Consider the following 15161-nt stretch of genomic DNA (forward strand, 5'->3'; position numbering starts at 1 on the left):
CGGCCGCCGGCGATTTCCATATGTGGCGGCCGTGCTCGGAACCTAGCATGGCCTCCTCGCTGCGAGTAGCGGCTCGCTGAACGGTGACAGCAAAGCCGATTGCGGCGGCGCCGAAACTCTGCGAAGTCTCGTCCGTTCGCACGACTGCTTGATCTGACGATCCGGACCCGCCAATGCCTTCTGTCTTCGAGACGTCGCCCACTGCCATACCGATCACCTTCGTCACCAAATCGAGCTGGGATCAGGTCGCCGAAACGCTACCCGCGGCGCAGCGCCAGTTCGCGGCCGCGAGCGCCTTTGCCGCCAAGCCTGGCGGCTATCTCGCGCTGCCCGCGCCGGACGGCGCAATTGCACAGGTGCTGTTCGGCCTCGAGGACGAAGGCGCCAGATCGCGCGACCTGTTCCGGCCGGGCGCCCTGCCTGGCCTGCTGCCGCCGGGCACCTATCGCTTTGCCAATTCACCGCACGATGCACGGCTGGCGGCGCTGGCCTTCGCGCTCGGCAGCTACCGCTTCGCCCGCTACCGCAAGGCTGACCGGCCCGGCGTCCGGCTGGTGCCGCCTGATGGCGTCGACGCGACCGAGATCAATCGCATGGCCGATGCGGCGATGCTGGCACGCGATCTCATCAACACGCCGGCCAACGACATGGGACCGGAGCAGCTCGCCGCAGCCGCGCAGGCGCTCGCCGCCGACTTCGGCGCAAGCTTCGCCTGCACCATCGGTGAAGATCTGAAGACGAATTTTCCGCTGATCCATGCCGTCGGCATGGCCTCGAGCCGTGCGCCGCGACTGATCGACATTGGCTGGGGCGATCCGGCTCATCCCAAGGTGACGCTGGTCGGCAAGGGCGTCTGCTTCGACACCGGCGGACTCGACCTGAAGCCGTCGAGCGGCATGCTGATCATGAAGAAGGACATGGGTGGCGCCGCCAACGTGCTGGCGCTCGCAGGCATGGTGATGGATGCGAAGCTGAAGGTCCGATTGCGCGTGCTGATTCCGGCCGTGGAGAACGCGGTCGCCGGCAACGCGTTCCGCCCCCTCGACATCTTCACCTCGCGCAAGGGCATCACGGTCGAGATCGGGAATACCGACGCGGAAGGCCGCCTCGTCCTCGCCGACGCGCTGGCGCTGGCCGATGAGGAAAAGCCGGAGCTGCTGATCGATTTGGGCACGCTGACCGGCGCGGCACGCGTTGCGCTGGGGCCGGATCTGCCGCCTTTTTACACCAATGATGAGACGCTGGCGGCCGACGTCGCACGTTGCGCGGTGAGGGAGAACGATCCGTTGTGGCGCATGCCGCTGTGGCCGCCTTACGATGCCTGGCTGGACTCCAAGACGGCGACCATCACCAATGCCCCGTCGGGCGGCTTTGCCGGCTCGATCACCTGCGCGCTGTTCCTGCAACGCTTCGTCGAGCATGCCAGGAGCTGGCTGCATGTCGACATCTACGGCTGGACGCCGTCGGCGAAGCCGGCGCGGCCGGAGGGCGGCGAGTGCCAGGCTGCGCGCGCTCTCTATTCATTGCTGAGTGAGCGCTATGCATGATCCACGGCTGACGCCGGTGCGGGGCGACATCGCCGCGAAATATCTCGAAGGCAAGGTGGAGGCGAATCGCTTCGTCACTGGCGAGGAATTCGAGGTGGTCGAGGCCATCGCAGCCGTGCGTGAGCAGCCATCCTCGAATGCGACGTTGATGACCGAGGCGCTGCGCGGTGAGCGCGTCACCATTTACGACCGCAACGGCGAAGGCTGGGCCTGGGGCCAGCTCAATGCCGACGGGTATGTCGGCTGGTTGCCGGATGCAGGCCTGGCTCGCCCCGCGGCAACGCCAACCCACGTCGTCAGTGTACTCCGGACGTTTGCGTTTCCCGGCCCTTCAATCAAGCTACCGCCGGCCGACACGCTGGTGCTTGGATCAAAGCTCACGATCGTGCGCGAGCATGGGGCCTTCGCGGTGACGCGCGCCGGAACGTTCTTGCCGAAGACCCATCTCGTCCCGCTCGATCATCGCGAGCCGGACTTCGTCGCCGTCGCCGAGCGCTTCGTCGGCACGCCCTATCTCTGGGGCGGTAAAAGCAGCTTTGGCATCGATTGCTCGGGCCTGGTGCAAGTCTCGCTGACTGCTGCCGGCATCGGCTGCCCGCGCGACAGCGACATGCAGCAGGCAGGCGTCGGCCGCGCGCTCGAGGCGCATGAGTGGGACAAGCTGCAACGCGGAGATCTGATCTTCTGGAAGGGCCACGTCGCCATCGTGCGCGACGGGGCCACCATGGTTCACGCCAACGCCTATCACATGGCCACCGTGATCGAACCGACCGGGCCGGCGATTGCGCGGATCAGGCAAGCCGGCAGCGAGGTCGCCGCGATCAACCGGCTCGCTTAATCTCGTAGCGGCGGGCGACAGCTCTCCCGTACGGAGAGCTGAAGCACTACGTCGCGACCGAGCCGTTGCCCGCAGTCTCCAGCCGGAACGCGGCGGCGAACAACGCTCGGGTGTAATCCGTCTTCGGGTTGTTGAACAGCTCGGCGGCCTGCCCCTCCTCGACCACCTTGCCGCCGCGCATCACGATCAGATGGCTGGCGAGCGAGGCGACGACGCGCAGGTCGTGCGAGATGAACATGTAGGTGAGCTCGCGCTTGCGCTGGAGCTCCCGCAAAAGATCGACCATCTGCGCCTGGAACAGCATGTCGAGCGCGCTGGTCGGCTCGTCCAGCACGACGAAATCCGGCTCCAGCACCACCGCCCGGGCGATGCTGATGCGTTGGCGCTGGCCGCCGGAGAATTCATGGGGATAGCGGAAGCGCGTCTCTGGATTGAGTCCGACATCCTCGAGCGCCTTGACGACGCGGCCCTCGCGCTCCTCACGCGAGAGATTCGGCTGATGCACGGAGAGGCCTTCGGCGATGATGTCGGCGACCGACATGCGCGGGCTGAGCGAGCCGAACGGATCCTGGAACACGATCTGCATGTCGCGCCGGAAGGGTCGCATTTCCTTGAAGCGCAGGCCCTGGATGTCCTTGCCCAGGAACACGATCCGGCCGTTCGACGAGATCAGCCTTAGCAGTGCGAGCCCCAGCGTGGTCTTGCCCGAGCCAGATTCGCCGACGACGCCAAGCGTCTCGCCCTTGCGCACGGCGAGGCTGACGCCGTCGACCGCCTTGATGTGGCCGACCGTCTTGCGCATCAAGCCGCGCTTGATCGGGAACCAGACCTTCAGATCGTTGGCCGACATCACCAGCGGCGCACCCGGCTGCGGCGGCGCCGGATCGGGCTTCGGCTCCGCCGCGAGCAGGTCGCGCGTATAGGGATGCTTCGGGGTCTTGAAGACCTGCTCGACCGGCCCGTGCTCGACGATCACGCCGCCCTTCATGACGCAGACCGTATCGGCGATGCGGCGGACGATGCCGAGATCGTGGGTGATGAACAGCAGGCTCATGCCGAGCCGCGCGCGAATCTCAGCGAGCAGTGCCAGGATCTGCGCCTGCACGGTGACGTCGAGCGCCGTGGTCGGCTCGTCCGCAATCAAGAGGTCCGGCTCATTGGCGAGCGCCATCGCGATCATCACGCGCTGGCGCTGGCCGCCGGAGAGCTGGTGCGGATAGCTCTTCAGCCGCGTCTCCGGCTCGGGAATACCGACCTGGGTCAATAGCTCGAGCGTCCGCTTGCGCGCCTCGGCATTGCTGGTCGGATTATGCAGCTGGATCATCTCGCCGATCTGCGCCTCGATCGTGTGCAGCGGATTGAGCGAGGTCATCGGCTCCTGGAAGATGATGGAGATGTCGCTGCCGCGAATCTCCCGCATCTGCTGCTCGGACTGGTCGATCAGCTCCTGCCCCTTGAAGCGGATGCTGCCGGAGGGATGCGAGGCGTTCGGATAGGGCAGCAGCTTCAAAATCGAGAGCGCGCTGACCGATTTGCCGGAGCCGGATTCGCCGACCAGCGCCACGCATTCGCCGCGCTTGATCTGGAACGAGACCTTGTCGACCGCGAGCGTGGTGGCGCCGCCCTGGTGGAAGGCGACCGAGAGATCGCGCACGCTGAGCAGAGGCTGGTTGATCGCGTCCATCGGCTCACCTGAACGTCTTGCGCGGATCGAAGGCGTCGCGCACGGCTTCGCCGATGAAGATCAACAGCGACAGCATGATGGCGACCGAGAAGAAGCCGGAGAAGCCGAGCCAAGGTGCTTGCACATTGGCTTTCGCCTGGGACAGCAATTCGCCCAGCGAAGGCGATCCCGGCGGCAGGCCGAAGCCCAGGAAATCGAGCGCCGTCAGCGTCATCACCGAGCTCGACACGATGAAGGGCAGGAACGTCATGGTCGCGACCATGGCGTTCGGCAGCAGGTGGCGGAACATGATGACCTGATTGGACACGCCAAGCGCCCGCGCCGCCTGAATGTATTCGAAGTTGCGCCCGCGCAGAAACTCGGCCCGCACGAGACCTACCAGTGAGACCCAGGAGAACAGCAACAGGATGCCGAGCAGCACGAAGAAGCCGGGCACGAGGACCGAGGACAGGATCAGGAGAAGGTAGAGCGAGGGAATCGCCGTCCAGATCTCGATGAAGCGCTGGAAGATCAGATCGACCCGACCGCCGAAATAGCCCTGCACCGCCCCCGCCGCGATGCCGATCACCGACGAGATGATGGTGAGGCACAGGCCGAACAGTACCGAGATGCGGAAGCCGTAGATCAGTCGTGCGACCACATCGCGCCCCTGGTCGTCGGTGCCGAACCAGTTGTATTCGAGGTCGCGGCAGCTCTTCAGCCCCTTCTTCTCCACCACCGGCTTGCATTGCTTCTCGGTCAGCATCCAGGTCGGCGGCGACGGCGCCGGCGTCGGCAGGTCAAGATTGTGGGTGTCGTAGGAATAGCGGATCAGCGGCCAGACGATGCTGCCGCCCTTGTCCTTGATCAGCTTCTGCAAATAGGGATCGCGGTAGTCGGCCGCGGTCTCGAAGTCGCCGCCGAAGGTGGTTTCCGAATAGGTCACGAAGGCGGGCCAATAGAGCCGGCCGTCGAACTTGATCAGGAAAGGCCGGTCGTTGGCGATCAACTCGGCGAACAGTGAGACCACGAACAGAATAATGAAGATCCAGAACGACCAATAGCCGCGGCGGTTCGCCTTGAAGTTCTGCCATCGCCGCCTGTTGAGCGGCGAAGGTGCGAACGACTTGCGGGTGATTGGAACGACCTCACCCAGCGGAGACTGCGTCGTGGTCTCGATCGGCGTCGGCGCGGTAATTGTCATCAGACCTCCCGCGCCTCGAAATCGATTCGTGGGTCGATCCACATATAGGTCAGGTCGGAGATCAGGTTGATCACGAGTCCGACCAACGAAAAGATGTAGAGCGTGCCGAACACCACGGGATAGTCACGGTTGAGCACGCTCTCGAAACTGAGCAGCCCGAGCCCGTCCAGCGAGAAGATGGTCTCAATCAGCAGCGAGCCCGAGAAGAAGGCGTGGATGAACGTCCCTGGAAAACCGGCGATCACGATCAGCATCGCATTGCGGAACACATGCCCGTAAAGCACCCGGCCCTCGCTGCACCCCTTGGCGCGCGCGGTCATAACATATTGCTTGCGAATCTCGTCCAGGAACGAATTCTTGGTCAGGAACGTCATGGTGGTGAACGCGCCGAGCCCCATGGCAATCAGCGGCAGCGTCAGATGCCAGAAATAATCGAGGATCTTCCAATACCAGGGAAACTGCGACCAGCCGTCCGAGGTCAGTCCACGCAGCGGGAACCAATTGAAGAAGGAGCCGCCGGCAAACAGGATGATGAGGAGGATGGCGAACAGAAATCCGGGAATGGCATAGCCAAGCACGAGCACGGTCGACGTCCAGGTGTCGAAGCGCGTGCCGTCCTTGACCGCCTTGCGGATGCCAAGCGGGATCGAGATCAGATACGTAATCAGAGTGAGCCAGATCCCGAGCGAAATCGAGACCGGCAGCTTCTCCTTGATCAGCTGGATCACGCTGACGTCGCGGAAATAGCTCTTGCCGAAATCGAAGCGCACGAAATTCCAGACCATCAGGAGAAAGCGTTCCGGTGCCGGCTTGTCGAAACCGAACTGTGCCTCGAGCTTCTTGATGAAGTCAGGATCAAGACCTTGCGCGCCGCGATATTTCGAGTTGATAGCGTCGCCACCGGCCCCGACTTGCCCCGGTGCACGCTGAGCGAAGTCGCCGCCGCCCGATATGCGCGAGCTGCCGCCGGTGTCAGCGCCGGAGAGCTGCGCGATCACGCGCTCGACCGGGCCGCCCGGCGCGAACTGCACGACGATAAAGGACACGAAGAGGATCCCGAGCAGCGTCGGGATCATCAAGAGGATGCGGCGGGCGATATAGGCGCTCATGATTATTTCGCCTGCTCGAGCTTGGCGGCCTTGGCGGGTTCATGCCACCAGATGTCGGGTGCGCCGACGCCGTTGGCATAACGCGGCAGCTTCTGAGGGTGGCCGAACTGATCCCAATAAGCCAGCCGGTGCGTCTTGTTGTACCATTGCGGCACCCAATATCGGCCGGCGCGGAACAGACGGTCAAAGGCGCGGCACGCGACGGTCAAATCTTCTCGGCTGTCCGCCGCCATGATCTTTTCGATCATGGCGTCGATGGCCGGGCTGGCGACGCCTGCGAGATTGTATGAGCCTTTGGTCGCCGCAACCTGCGAAGAAAAGAATGCGCGCATGGCGTCGCCCGGCGTCGCCGACATGCTGAAGCGCTGGATCGTCATGTCGAAGTCGAACTCTTCCTGGCGCGCCCTGTATTGCACCGCATCGACGAGGCGCACGCTCGCTTCGATGCCCAGCGTCCCCAGGTTCTTTATGTAGGGCGCATGGTGCGGCTGGAAGGAGGGCTCGTCCAGCAGGAATTCGATCCTGAACACCTCTCCGTTCGGCAGCACCCGCTTGCCATCCTTGATCGGCACACCGGCTTCGTTTAGCAATTGCTGCGCCTTGCGCAACAGGCTCCGGTCTTGCCCGGAGCCGTCCGAGACCGGCGGCGTGAATGGGGTCGCGAACACGTCGTCCGGCACATGGCCGCGAAACGGCTCCAGCAGCTTCAGCTCGTCCGGCGAAGGAGGCCCATCGCCCGCCATGAGATCCGAGTTCTGGAACGGCGACACCGTACGGGCATAAGCGCCGTACATGATAGTCTTGTTGGTCCACTCGAAGTCAAAGGCATTGATGAGGGCTTCGCGCACGCGGGGGTCTTTGAACTTGTCACGCCGCGTGTTGATGAACCAGCCCTGCGCGCCTGACGGCGTTTCGTCGGGCACGACCTCGAGCTTGACGCGACCATCCTTGACGGCCGGGAAGTCATAGCGCGTCGCCCAGATGCGTGAGGTGAATTCCTCACGGTAGAGATAGTTCTTGCCGGTGAAGCCTTCGAAGGCGACATCACGGTCGCGATAGAATTCATAACGCACGACGTCGAAATTGTAGCTGCCGCGGCAAACCGGCAGATCGGCAGCCCACCAGTCCTTGACCCGCTCGAATTCGATGTAGCGATTGACCTCGAATCTCCCGACCCTGTACGGCCCCGAGCCGAGCGGAATGTCCAGCGTCGATTCGTCGAACGGCCGGGACGTGTAATACGCTTTCGAAAAGATCGGCAGGCCCGCGGCATAGAGCGGCACGTCGCGCGCCCGCCCCTTGGCAAAGGTGACGACGAGCGTGGCATCGTCGATCGCTTCCGCGCTCACCATGTCGCGGAGCTGCACGATGAGCAGCGGATGCCCCTTGGCCTTCAGCGCGGTCAGTGAGAACGCCGCATCATGCGCGGTGAGCTTGGTGCCGTCGTGGAATTTCGCCTCCGGCCGCATCGTGAAGCGATAGACCAGCCGGTCCGGCGATATCTGCACGGATTTGGCTGCGAGCCCGTACATCGCGTCCGGCTCGTCACTCGCCCGCACCATCAGCGGCGAAAACGTCATGTCCATGCCTTGCGCGCCGTCGCCCTTGAGGATGAAGGCATTGAGCGAGTTGAAGGTCTGGTAGGACTGGTTATACGATTTCGTCGACGGGATGAGCGAGAACGTGCCGCCCTTCGGCGCGCCCGGATTGACATAATCGAAATGATGGAAATCGGCGGGATATTTGAGATCGCCGAACGCCGAGATGCCGTGGGCCTCGGCCGGCATTTCCGATGCCGTTGCGCCGCGCTGCCAGGTGGCGCCGAGCGCACCGGCGGCAGCCAGAGCAAGCACATGCCGGCGTGAAAGCTGCGCCATGCGCAAAGGCTCCCTCAAGAGCGTTTTCCGATCCGCGCCGCTTTTTCGGCGTCATACCACCACAGCGTCGGCAGGCCGGACCGTCCATATTTCGGCATTGGCTCGGCGTGGCTGAAGCGATCCCAGCGGGCATAGCGCGCGAACGGATAGGTGAACTGCGGAACCACGTAGAAATTCCAGAGCAGCACGCGATCGAGCGCATGGGTGGCGGCGACGAGGCCAGCGCGATCCTTGGCGAAGATCACCTTCTCGATCAAGGCATCCACGGCAGGGTTCTTGATGCCGATGGTGTTGCGCGCACCAGGCACGTCGGCAGCCTGCGAGCCCCAGAACTCGCGTTGCTCGTTGCCCGGCGAGAGCGACTCGCCCCATTGATCGATGATCATGTCGAAGTCGAAGCTGCGCAGCCGATTCTGGTACTGCGCATCATCGACGGTACGAACCGATGCATTGACGCCGATTCGCTCCAGTGACGGCTTGTAGAACAGTGCGATTCGCTCGGATGAGGGGTCCTGCACCAGGATTTCGACCGTCAGAACCTTGCCCGAGGCGTCCACCAGCTTGTGGTCGCGAACTTCGAAACCTGCCTCTTTCAGCAGCTTTGCCGCTTCGCGCAGATTGGCGCGCACGGCCTCTGGAGTGCCGCCAACCGGATTCTGATAAGGCGTGGTGAAAACTTCCGGCGGCACCTTGTCCTTTACGGTTTCAAGGATCTGCAGCTCCTCGCCCTGGGGCAGCCCGGTCGCGGCGAGTTCCGTGCCTTCGAAATAGCTGTTGATGCGCTTGTACTGACCAAAGAAGAGCTGCTTGTTCATCTCCTCGAAATCGAAGGCATAGTTGAAGGCGCGCCGCACCCGCGCGTCCTTGAATTGGGGACGCCTGATGTTGACGACGAAGGCCTGCATGCGGCCGGAATCGTTGATCGGAAATTCTTCCTTGATGACCCGCTTCTCCGCCACCGCCGGGAAGTCGTAGGCCGTCGCCCACTGCTTGGCGGAGTTTTCCGCGATCCAGTCGGCCTGGTCGGCCTTGAAGGCTTCCAGCGCCACGAGGTTGTCACGGAAGAACTCGAAGCGGAGCTCGTCGAAATTGTTGGTGCCGATCTGGCTGGGGAGATTGGCACCCCAATGATCTTTCACCCGCTCCAGCTTGATCGAGCGTCCCGCCACGAATTCCTTGATCCGGTACGGCCCGGAGCCCAGCGGGATCTCCAGCGTGGTCGCGCTGACGTCGCGTTTGCGGCCCTGGGCGTCGGTGCCTTCCCACCAATGTTTCGGCAGCACGGTCAATTCACCGACGATGGTCGGCAGTTCGCGGTTGCCCGGCCCGTCGAAGCTGAACTTGACGTCGCGCTCGCCAACCTTCTCCGCCTTGGTCACGTGGCGATAGTAGGACGCGTACATGGGGCTCTGCTGCTTGAACGTCTCCAGCGAGAAAATGACGTCCTCCGGCGTCACCGCCTTGCCGTCATGCCAGCGGGCTTCCTTGCGCAGGCGATAGATCACCCAGGAAAAATCGTCCGGATGTTGTGCCGCCTCGGCAAGTTCGCCGTACTCGGTCGCCACCTCGTCCTGCGCCCGGGTCATGAGCGTTTCGTAGATCATCGCCGCAGCTGGAGCGAGGGAGCCCTTGATGCCGGCGACCGCGAGGTTGAAATTGTCGAAGGTGCCGATCGAGATCAGGCGGGCGACGCCGCCTTTGGGCGCATCCGGATTGACGTAATCGAAGCGCTTGAAGTCGGCGGGGTACTTGATGTCGCCGAACAGCGACAGAGCATGGCGCCAAGGAAGCCCATTTTCATTGGCTGATTGCGCCGCTGCCGTGCCGATGACGGAAACGCGGCCCATGGAACCGAGGGCGGGGAGAGCTGCGGCCGCAGTGCCGGTGAGCAGGAGATCGCGTCGAGTAATGGCCAAATCAACATTCCCTGTCTTGAAGGAGGCTACTCCTTTAAGTTCCCAATATAGGCGAGGTTTCGACCGAATATGTTGCTTTTTGCTCATCTTGAAAGCCCAGCCGGCCTCTCGGATGCGGCCAAACGCCCCGATAGCGTTGCCGCGAGGCCGGATAAGCAAACGGCCAGGCTTTTCAGCCTGGCCGCAGATTCCAAGAGAGAACTTTGAGGCTTACTTAGACGCCGTCGGCAGCGGCTGCGGATGCTCCGACAACGAATTCAGATAGGCAATGACGTCGGCCCGCTCGGAATCCTTCGGGATACCGGCGAAGCCCATTGCAGTGCCCGGGATGAAGCCCTTCGGATTGGCGATGAACTTGTTGAGATCCTCGAACGTCCAGGTGCCGCCCTTGGCTTTCATGGCCGCCGAGAAGTTGAACCCGCGGCCTTCGCCCTTCGGCTCGCCGACGACGCCATAAAGGTTCGGACCGACGCGATTCGGGCCGCCCTTTTCGAAAGTATGACAGGCGCCGCACTTCTTGGCGGCCGCCGCGCCCTTTTCGACGGAGGCGGTCTGGAGCAGTTTTTCGATCGGCTCCGAGGAGGCCGCAGCGGCGGCGCCGCCCTCGTTGCCGTGGCCGGCATCTTCCTTCACCGCGATCTCGAAGCCCGGCTTTTCCGGCATCTTCGGCGAGAAAAGCGCCTGGGCGGTGAAGCTCGTCACCAGCAGCACGAGACAGGTGCCAAGAACAGCACCGAGAATCTTGTTGAGTTCGAAAGAATCCATTTCCGGCCAGGCCCCACCGCAAGAAGGAAACGGCGGCCCAAGCGGCCGCCAGGACGAGCCTCGGGAGAAATCGTTCCTTATTGTTTCCCCGAGTTTTGCCATTGAGATATCGGTTTGCCCCGGGTCTGGCAACCCGTATAAGCGACCCGGCTTTCAGCCCGTCCCCATGCCATTTCTCGGCGCGGAAAGCGCTCCGTTTCCAGGCCCTTGACCCAATGATCGATCCCCGCATCCTGGTGCTGATCCCGGCCCGCATGGCCGCCACACGCCTGCCCGGCAAGCCGCTCGCCGATATCGCGGGCCTGCCGATGATCGTGCACGTGCTGCGCCGCGCCGAGGCCGCTGCCATCGGCCGGGTCGCGGTCGCAACCGACACGGCGGAGATCGCCTCGGTCGTCACAGCCCACGGCGGTGAGGCGGTGATGACCCGCCCGGACCATCCCTCGGGCTCGGACCGCATCCACGAGGCCATGCAGAAGCTCGATCCGGACGGCAAGGCCGAGATCGTGATCAATCTCCAGGGCGATTTCCCGACCATCACGCCGCAGACCATCCGCGAGGTGCTGCCACCCTTTACCGAGCCTGCCGTCGATATCGTGACGCTGGCCTCGCAGATCCACACCGAGGAGGAGGATCTCGCCCCGAGCGTCGTGAAGGCGGTAGGCTCGCCGATCGGGCCGCGGCGGCTGCGGGCGCTCTATTTTACCCGTGCCACGGCCCCCTACGGCGACGGACCGCGTTACCACCATATCGGACTCTACGCGTACCGCCGCGCGGCGCTGGATCGATTCGTGTCGCTGCCACGGTCTCCCCTGGAAGTTCAGGAAAATCTCGAGCAGCTCCGGGCGGTGGAAGCCGGCATGCGCATCGACATCATGATCGTCGACAGCGTGCCCCGTGGCGTGGACACGCCGCCCGATCTCGAAACCGCGCGCAGCATCCTTTCCAAATCCTGAGCCGCTGTTACAAGGCCGATCATGAGCAAGCTGAAAGTCGCATTCCAGGGCGAGCCTGGGGCCAATTCCCACATCGCCATCGTCGAGGCCTATCCCGACGCCGAGCCGATGCCCTGCGCCACCTTCGAGGACGCGCTGTCAGCGATCTCGTCCGGCGAGGCTGATCTCGGCATGATCCCGATCGAGAATTCGGTCGCGGGCCGCGTCGCTGACATCCATCACCTGCTGCCGGCCTCCGGCCTCTTCATCATCGGCGAATGGTTTCTGCCCGTTCGACATCAGCTGATGGCGGTGAAGGGTACCAAGCTCGACGACGTCAAGAGCGTGGAGAGCCATGTCCACGCACTCGGCCAGTGCCGGCGCATCATCCGCAAGCTCGGCATCAAGCCAATCGTGCACGCGGACACTGCCGGCAGCGCCCGCGACATTTCCGAGCGCAAGGACAAGACCGTCGCCGCGATCGCCTCGCGCTTGGCCGCGAAAATTTACGGCCTCGACATCCTCGCCGAGGACATCGAGGACGAGGCCCACAACACCACGCGCTTCGTGGTGCTGGCGCGCGAGCCGAAATGGGCAGCCCAAGGCTCGGGCCCGCTGGTCACGACGTTCGTCTTCCGGGTGCGCAATTTGCCGGCCGCGCTCTACAAGGCGCTCGGCGGCTTTGCCACCAACGGCGTCAACATGACCAAGCTCGAAAGCTACATGATCGACGGCAATTTCTTCGCCACGCAGTTCTATGCCGACGTCGACGGACATCCCGACGACAAGGGCCTCGCCTTTGCCATCGAGGAGCTGAAATTCTTCTCGCGCGAATTCCGCATTGTCGGCGTGTATCCGGGGCATCCGTTCCGCGCGACGTTCAACGAGGCGCAGGATTGATAACTGTCGTTCCGGGACACGCGAAGCGTGAACCCGGAACCTCGAGATTCCGGGTTCGATGCTTCGCATCGCCCCGGAATGACGGTGAGTGACTAGGACGCCTGCTTCGCCAGCCCGAACGCCTCCGCCAGCAGCGAATACGACCTCTTTCGCGCCTCGTGGTCATACACGGCGGTGATCACCATCAGCTCGTCCGGCTTGCTCGCGTAGATTAGCGGCTGAAGCTTCTTCTGCACGGTTGCCGGGCTGCCGACGAACAGGCGCGAGCGGTTGCGGAGAATCGAGATGCGCTCGGCGTCCGTGTAGGGATAGGCCAGCGCCTCCTCGATACTCGGCAGCGGAAGATATTGACCGCGGTCGCGGCGAAGGCGGTTGAGATCGAAGGAGCTGGCGAGCCTTTCGGCCTCCTCATCTGTGTCGGCCACGATGGCCGCGACCGCGAGGATCGCATGTGGGCTGGCGCGCCAGGCGGAGGGCTGGAAGCGGTTGCGGTAATGCACCATCGCATCGATGGCGTCGTGGGAAGTGAAATGATGGGCGAAGGCGAAGCCCATGCCGACCTGCGCGGCGAGCTCCGAGGAATAATCGCTCGAGCCGAGCAGCCAGATCGGCGGCAGGGCGGTGTCGTCAGGCATGGCGACGACGCTGTTGTAAGGGTGGCCCGCGGGGAATTTGCGGGTCTCCCACAAGATCAGTTCGTGCAGCCGCTCCAGAAAATCTTCGCCCTCGCGGCGGTCGAGCCGGCTGCGCAGCGCGTAGGCGGTGGCGCCGTCGGTGCCCGGGGCGCGGCCGAGACCGAGGTCGATACGTCCGGGAAACAGCGCCTCCAGCATCTTGAAGCGCTCGGCCACGACCAGCGGCGCGTGGTTGGGCAGCATCACGCCGCCGGAGCCGACGCGCAGGTGCTTCGTCACCGCCGCGATCTGCCCGATCATGACGTCGGGCGCGGGGCTCGCGACCGAGGCGAGGTTGTGATGCTCGGCGAGCCAGTACCTGACATAGCCGAGCCCGTCGACGTGGCGTGCCAGATCGATGCTGTTGCGCAGCGCCGCGGCGGGCTTGGTACCGGTGGTGACGACCGACAGGTCGAGGACTGAGAGCGGGATCATGGTGCGTCAACGTAACGGAGGGCTGTGCGGCGGCAATGGCAGGCTGCGCAGGCCTGACGTGTAGGACTTGGCGGGTACGCTAAGATCCCTGATTGGGACAATTGTTACTTCTATATGCCAAAATTCGGTCCGCCCACCTGCAAAATCGGAACAAAGAAAATGCAATATCGGCAATAGCGTTTTTGTATCAATACATTATGTCTCTGGATGTCTTTCCCAACGAGATCGCAAACTGCGCCAGAATTCGTTCTGGTCATATCCTGGTGGGCAATTTCCCATCCCCGATGGGCTGTCGACTAGACCGCCTTTGCCCTATTTTAGGCCTCCGCGAGATGATCCGACCGCCGGCCGAAATTCGGAGTGAATGGTGCCATGACTGACGTGACGACGCCTGGCCAAGCCAACGGGCAAGACGGGCACCTGAAGCGGCCTGCGATTTCCTTCGAGTTTTTTCCGCCCAAGACCGAGGAAATGGAGCGGAATCTCTGGGACACCATCAACCGGCTCGCCCCGCTCGACCCGCAATTCGTCTCGGTGACCTACGGCGCCGGCGGCTCGACCCGCGAGCGCACCCATTCCACCATTTCCCGCATCCTGAAGGAAACCGCGCTGCTGCCGGCCGCGCATCTGACCTGCGTCGGCGCCTCGCGCGGCGAGATCGACGAGATCGTCGACCGCTATCACGAGGTCGGCGTCCGCCACATCGTGGCCTTGCGCGGCGATCCCGTCGGCGGCATCGGCACGCCCTACTTCAGCCATCCCGACGGCTACCAGACGTCCGCCGCACTCGTTGCCGGCATCAAGAAACGGCATTCCGACATCGAAGTGTCCGTATCCGCCTATCCCGAGAAGCACCCGGAGGCGCGCGACTTCGATGCCGACATCGACACGCTGAAGGCCAAGGTCGATGCGGGTGCGACGCGCGCGATCACCCAGGTGTTCTTCGATAACGACCTCTATTTCCGCTATCTCGACCGCGTCCGCGGGCGCGGCATCAGCATTCCGATCGTGCCGGGCATCATGCCCATGCACAATTTCAAGCAGGCCCGTAATTTCGTCACCCGCGCCGGCACATCTGTGCCCGACTGGTTCGCCGCGAAATTCGACGGCCTCGATGACGACGCCGAGACCCGCAAGCTGGTGGCCGCAACCGTTGCGGCCGGCCAGGTGCAGAAGCTCGCCAAGCACGGCGTCGACACCTTCCATTTCTACACCATGAACCGCGCCGATCTCGTGTTCGCGATCAGCCATTTGCTCGGCATTCGCGCCAAGAGCGCGCAGAAGGCGGCGTAAGACAA

12 protein-coding genes are annotated in these 15161 nt (G+C 63.4%); 5 read left to right on the forward strand and 7 right to left on the reverse strand.

The features are described 5' to 3' along the window. Positions 1-173 precede the first annotated feature (173 nt). Complete coding sequence (locus IVA98_RS34485; protein ID WP_247334989.1) at positions 174-1547, forward strand: leucyl aminopeptidase family protein; 1374 nt, start codon at positions 174-176, stop codon at positions 1545-1547. Beyond that, positions 1540-2385: a C40 family peptidase gene (locus IVA98_RS34490; RefSeq protein WP_247304860.1), complete on the forward strand. Its 846-nt coding sequence runs from the start codon at positions 1540-1542 to the stop codon at positions 2383-2385. Before IVA98_RS34485 ends, IVA98_RS34490 begins: the two co-directional genes overlap by 8 nt. 46 nt (positions 2386-2431) lie before the next feature. Here IVA98_RS34490 and IVA98_RS34495 read toward each other — a convergent pair whose 3' ends face one another. The 6 genes from IVA98_RS34495 to IVA98_RS34520 form a co-directional block, all read right to left on the reverse strand. Beyond that, positions 2432-4069 (reverse strand): ABC transporter ATP-binding protein, encoded by a 1638-nt coding sequence (locus tag IVA98_RS34495; protein WP_247304862.1) that lies wholly within the window; start codon positions 4067-4069, stop codon positions 2432-2434. Positions 4070-4073: 4 nt separating this feature from the next. Then, positions 4074-5252: an ABC transporter permease gene (locus IVA98_RS34500; RefSeq protein ID WP_247304864.1), complete on the reverse strand. Its 1179-nt coding sequence runs from the start codon at positions 5250-5252 to the stop codon at positions 4074-4076. Further along, positions 5252-6361, reverse strand: coding sequence for a microcin C ABC transporter permease YejB (locus tag IVA98_RS34505; protein ID WP_247304866.1), 1110 nt, complete (start codon positions 6359-6361; stop codon positions 5252-5254). Before IVA98_RS34505 ends, IVA98_RS34500 begins: the two co-directional genes overlap by 1 nt. 2 nt (positions 6362-6363) lie before the next feature. Further along, positions 6364-8238 carry an extracellular solute-binding protein gene (locus IVA98_RS34510; protein WP_247304869.1) on the reverse strand — a complete coding sequence of 625 codons (1875 nt, stop codon included), beginning with the start codon at positions 8236-8238 and terminating at the stop codon, positions 6364-6366. Positions 8239-8252: 14 nt separating this feature from the next. Beyond that, complete coding sequence (locus IVA98_RS34515) at positions 8253-10154, reverse strand: extracellular solute-binding protein (protein ID WP_247304871.1); 1902 nt, start codon at positions 10152-10154, stop codon at positions 8253-8255. A 210-nt stretch (positions 10155-10364) separates the two neighbouring features. Continuing rightward, on the reverse strand, positions 10365-10919 hold the full coding sequence (locus tag IVA98_RS34520; RefSeq protein WP_247356664.1) for a c-type cytochrome: 555 nt from the start codon (positions 10917-10919) through the stop codon (positions 10365-10367). Between the two features lie 215 nt (positions 10920-11134). Between IVA98_RS34520 and IVA98_RS34525 the strand changes: the two genes are divergently transcribed. Together IVA98_RS34525 and IVA98_RS34530 are read left to right on the forward strand one after the other, a co-directional pair. Then, on the forward strand, positions 11135-11875 hold the full coding sequence (locus tag IVA98_RS34525; protein ID WP_247304877.1) for a 3-deoxy-manno-octulosonate cytidylyltransferase: 741 nt from the start codon (positions 11135-11137) through the stop codon (positions 11873-11875). A 21-nt stretch (positions 11876-11896) separates the two neighbouring features. Then, entirely contained in the window at positions 11897-12754 is an 858-nt protein-coding gene (locus IVA98_RS34530) for a prephenate dehydratase (RefSeq protein ID WP_247304880.1), read from the forward strand. A 92-nt stretch (positions 12755-12846) separates the two neighbouring features. Here the strand turns inward: IVA98_RS34530 and IVA98_RS34535 are convergent, their stop codons facing one another. Further along, positions 12847-13863 carry an LLM class flavin-dependent oxidoreductase gene (locus IVA98_RS34535; RefSeq protein ID WP_247356666.1) on the reverse strand — a complete coding sequence of 339 codons (1017 nt, stop codon included), beginning with the start codon at positions 13861-13863 and terminating at the stop codon, positions 12847-12849. 372 nt (positions 13864-14235) lie between these two features. On the opposite strand from IVA98_RS34535, the gene metF reads away from it, so the two are divergent. Continuing rightward, positions 14236-15156, forward strand: a complete 921-nt coding sequence (gene metF / locus IVA98_RS34540; protein WP_247304886.1) for a methylenetetrahydrofolate reductase [NAD(P)H] — start codon at positions 14236-14238, stop codon at positions 15154-15156. Positions 15157-15161 lie beyond the last annotated feature (5 nt).

This window comes from Bradyrhizobium sp. 160 (assembly GCF_023073735.1).
Lineage (GTDB): Bacteria > Pseudomonadota > Alphaproteobacteria > Rhizobiales > Xanthobacteraceae > Bradyrhizobium.

What these genes read in the sequence shown, in the direction of transcription:
- IVA98_RS34485 (WP_247334989.1), top strand. Translation starts at nt 174, where the DNA reads ATGCCTTCTGTCTTCGAGACGTCGCCCACTGCCATACCGATCACCTTC.
- IVA98_RS34490 (WP_247304860.1), top strand. Translation starts at nt 1,540, where the DNA reads ATGCATGATCCACGGCTGACGCCGGTGCGGGGCGACATCGCCGCGAAA.
- IVA98_RS34495 (WP_247304862.1), bottom strand. Translation starts at nt 4,069, where the DNA reads ATGGACGCGATCAACCAGCCTCTGCTCAGCGTGCGCGATCTCTCGGTC.
- IVA98_RS34500 (WP_247304864.1), bottom strand. Translation starts at nt 5,252, where the DNA reads ATGACAATTACCGCGCCGACGCCGATCGAGACCACGACGCAGTCTCCG.
- IVA98_RS34505 (WP_247304866.1), bottom strand. Translation starts at nt 6,361, where the DNA reads ATGAGCGCCTATATCGCCCGCCGCATCCTCTTGATGATCCCGACGCTG.
- IVA98_RS34510 (WP_247304869.1), bottom strand. Translation starts at nt 8,238, where the DNA reads ATGGCGCAGCTTTCACGCCGGCATGTGCTTGCTCTGGCTGCCGCCGGT.
- IVA98_RS34520 (WP_247356664.1), bottom strand. Translation starts at nt 10,919, where the DNA reads ATGGATTCTTTCGAACTCAACAAGATTCTCGGTGCTGTTCTTGGCACC.
- IVA98_RS34525 (WP_247304877.1), top strand. Translation starts at nt 11,135, where the DNA reads ATGATCGATCCCCGCATCCTGGTGCTGATCCCGGCCCGCATGGCCGCC.
- IVA98_RS34530 (WP_247304880.1), top strand. Translation starts at nt 11,897, where the DNA reads ATGAGCAAGCTGAAAGTCGCATTCCAGGGCGAGCCTGGGGCCAATTCC.
- IVA98_RS34535 (WP_247356666.1), bottom strand. Translation starts at nt 13,863, where the DNA reads ATGATCCCGCTCTCAGTCCTCGACCTGTCGGTCGTCACCACCGGTACC.
- metF (WP_247304886.1), top strand. Translation starts at nt 14,236, where the DNA reads ATGACTGACGTGACGACGCCTGGCCAAGCCAACGGGCAAGACGGGCAC.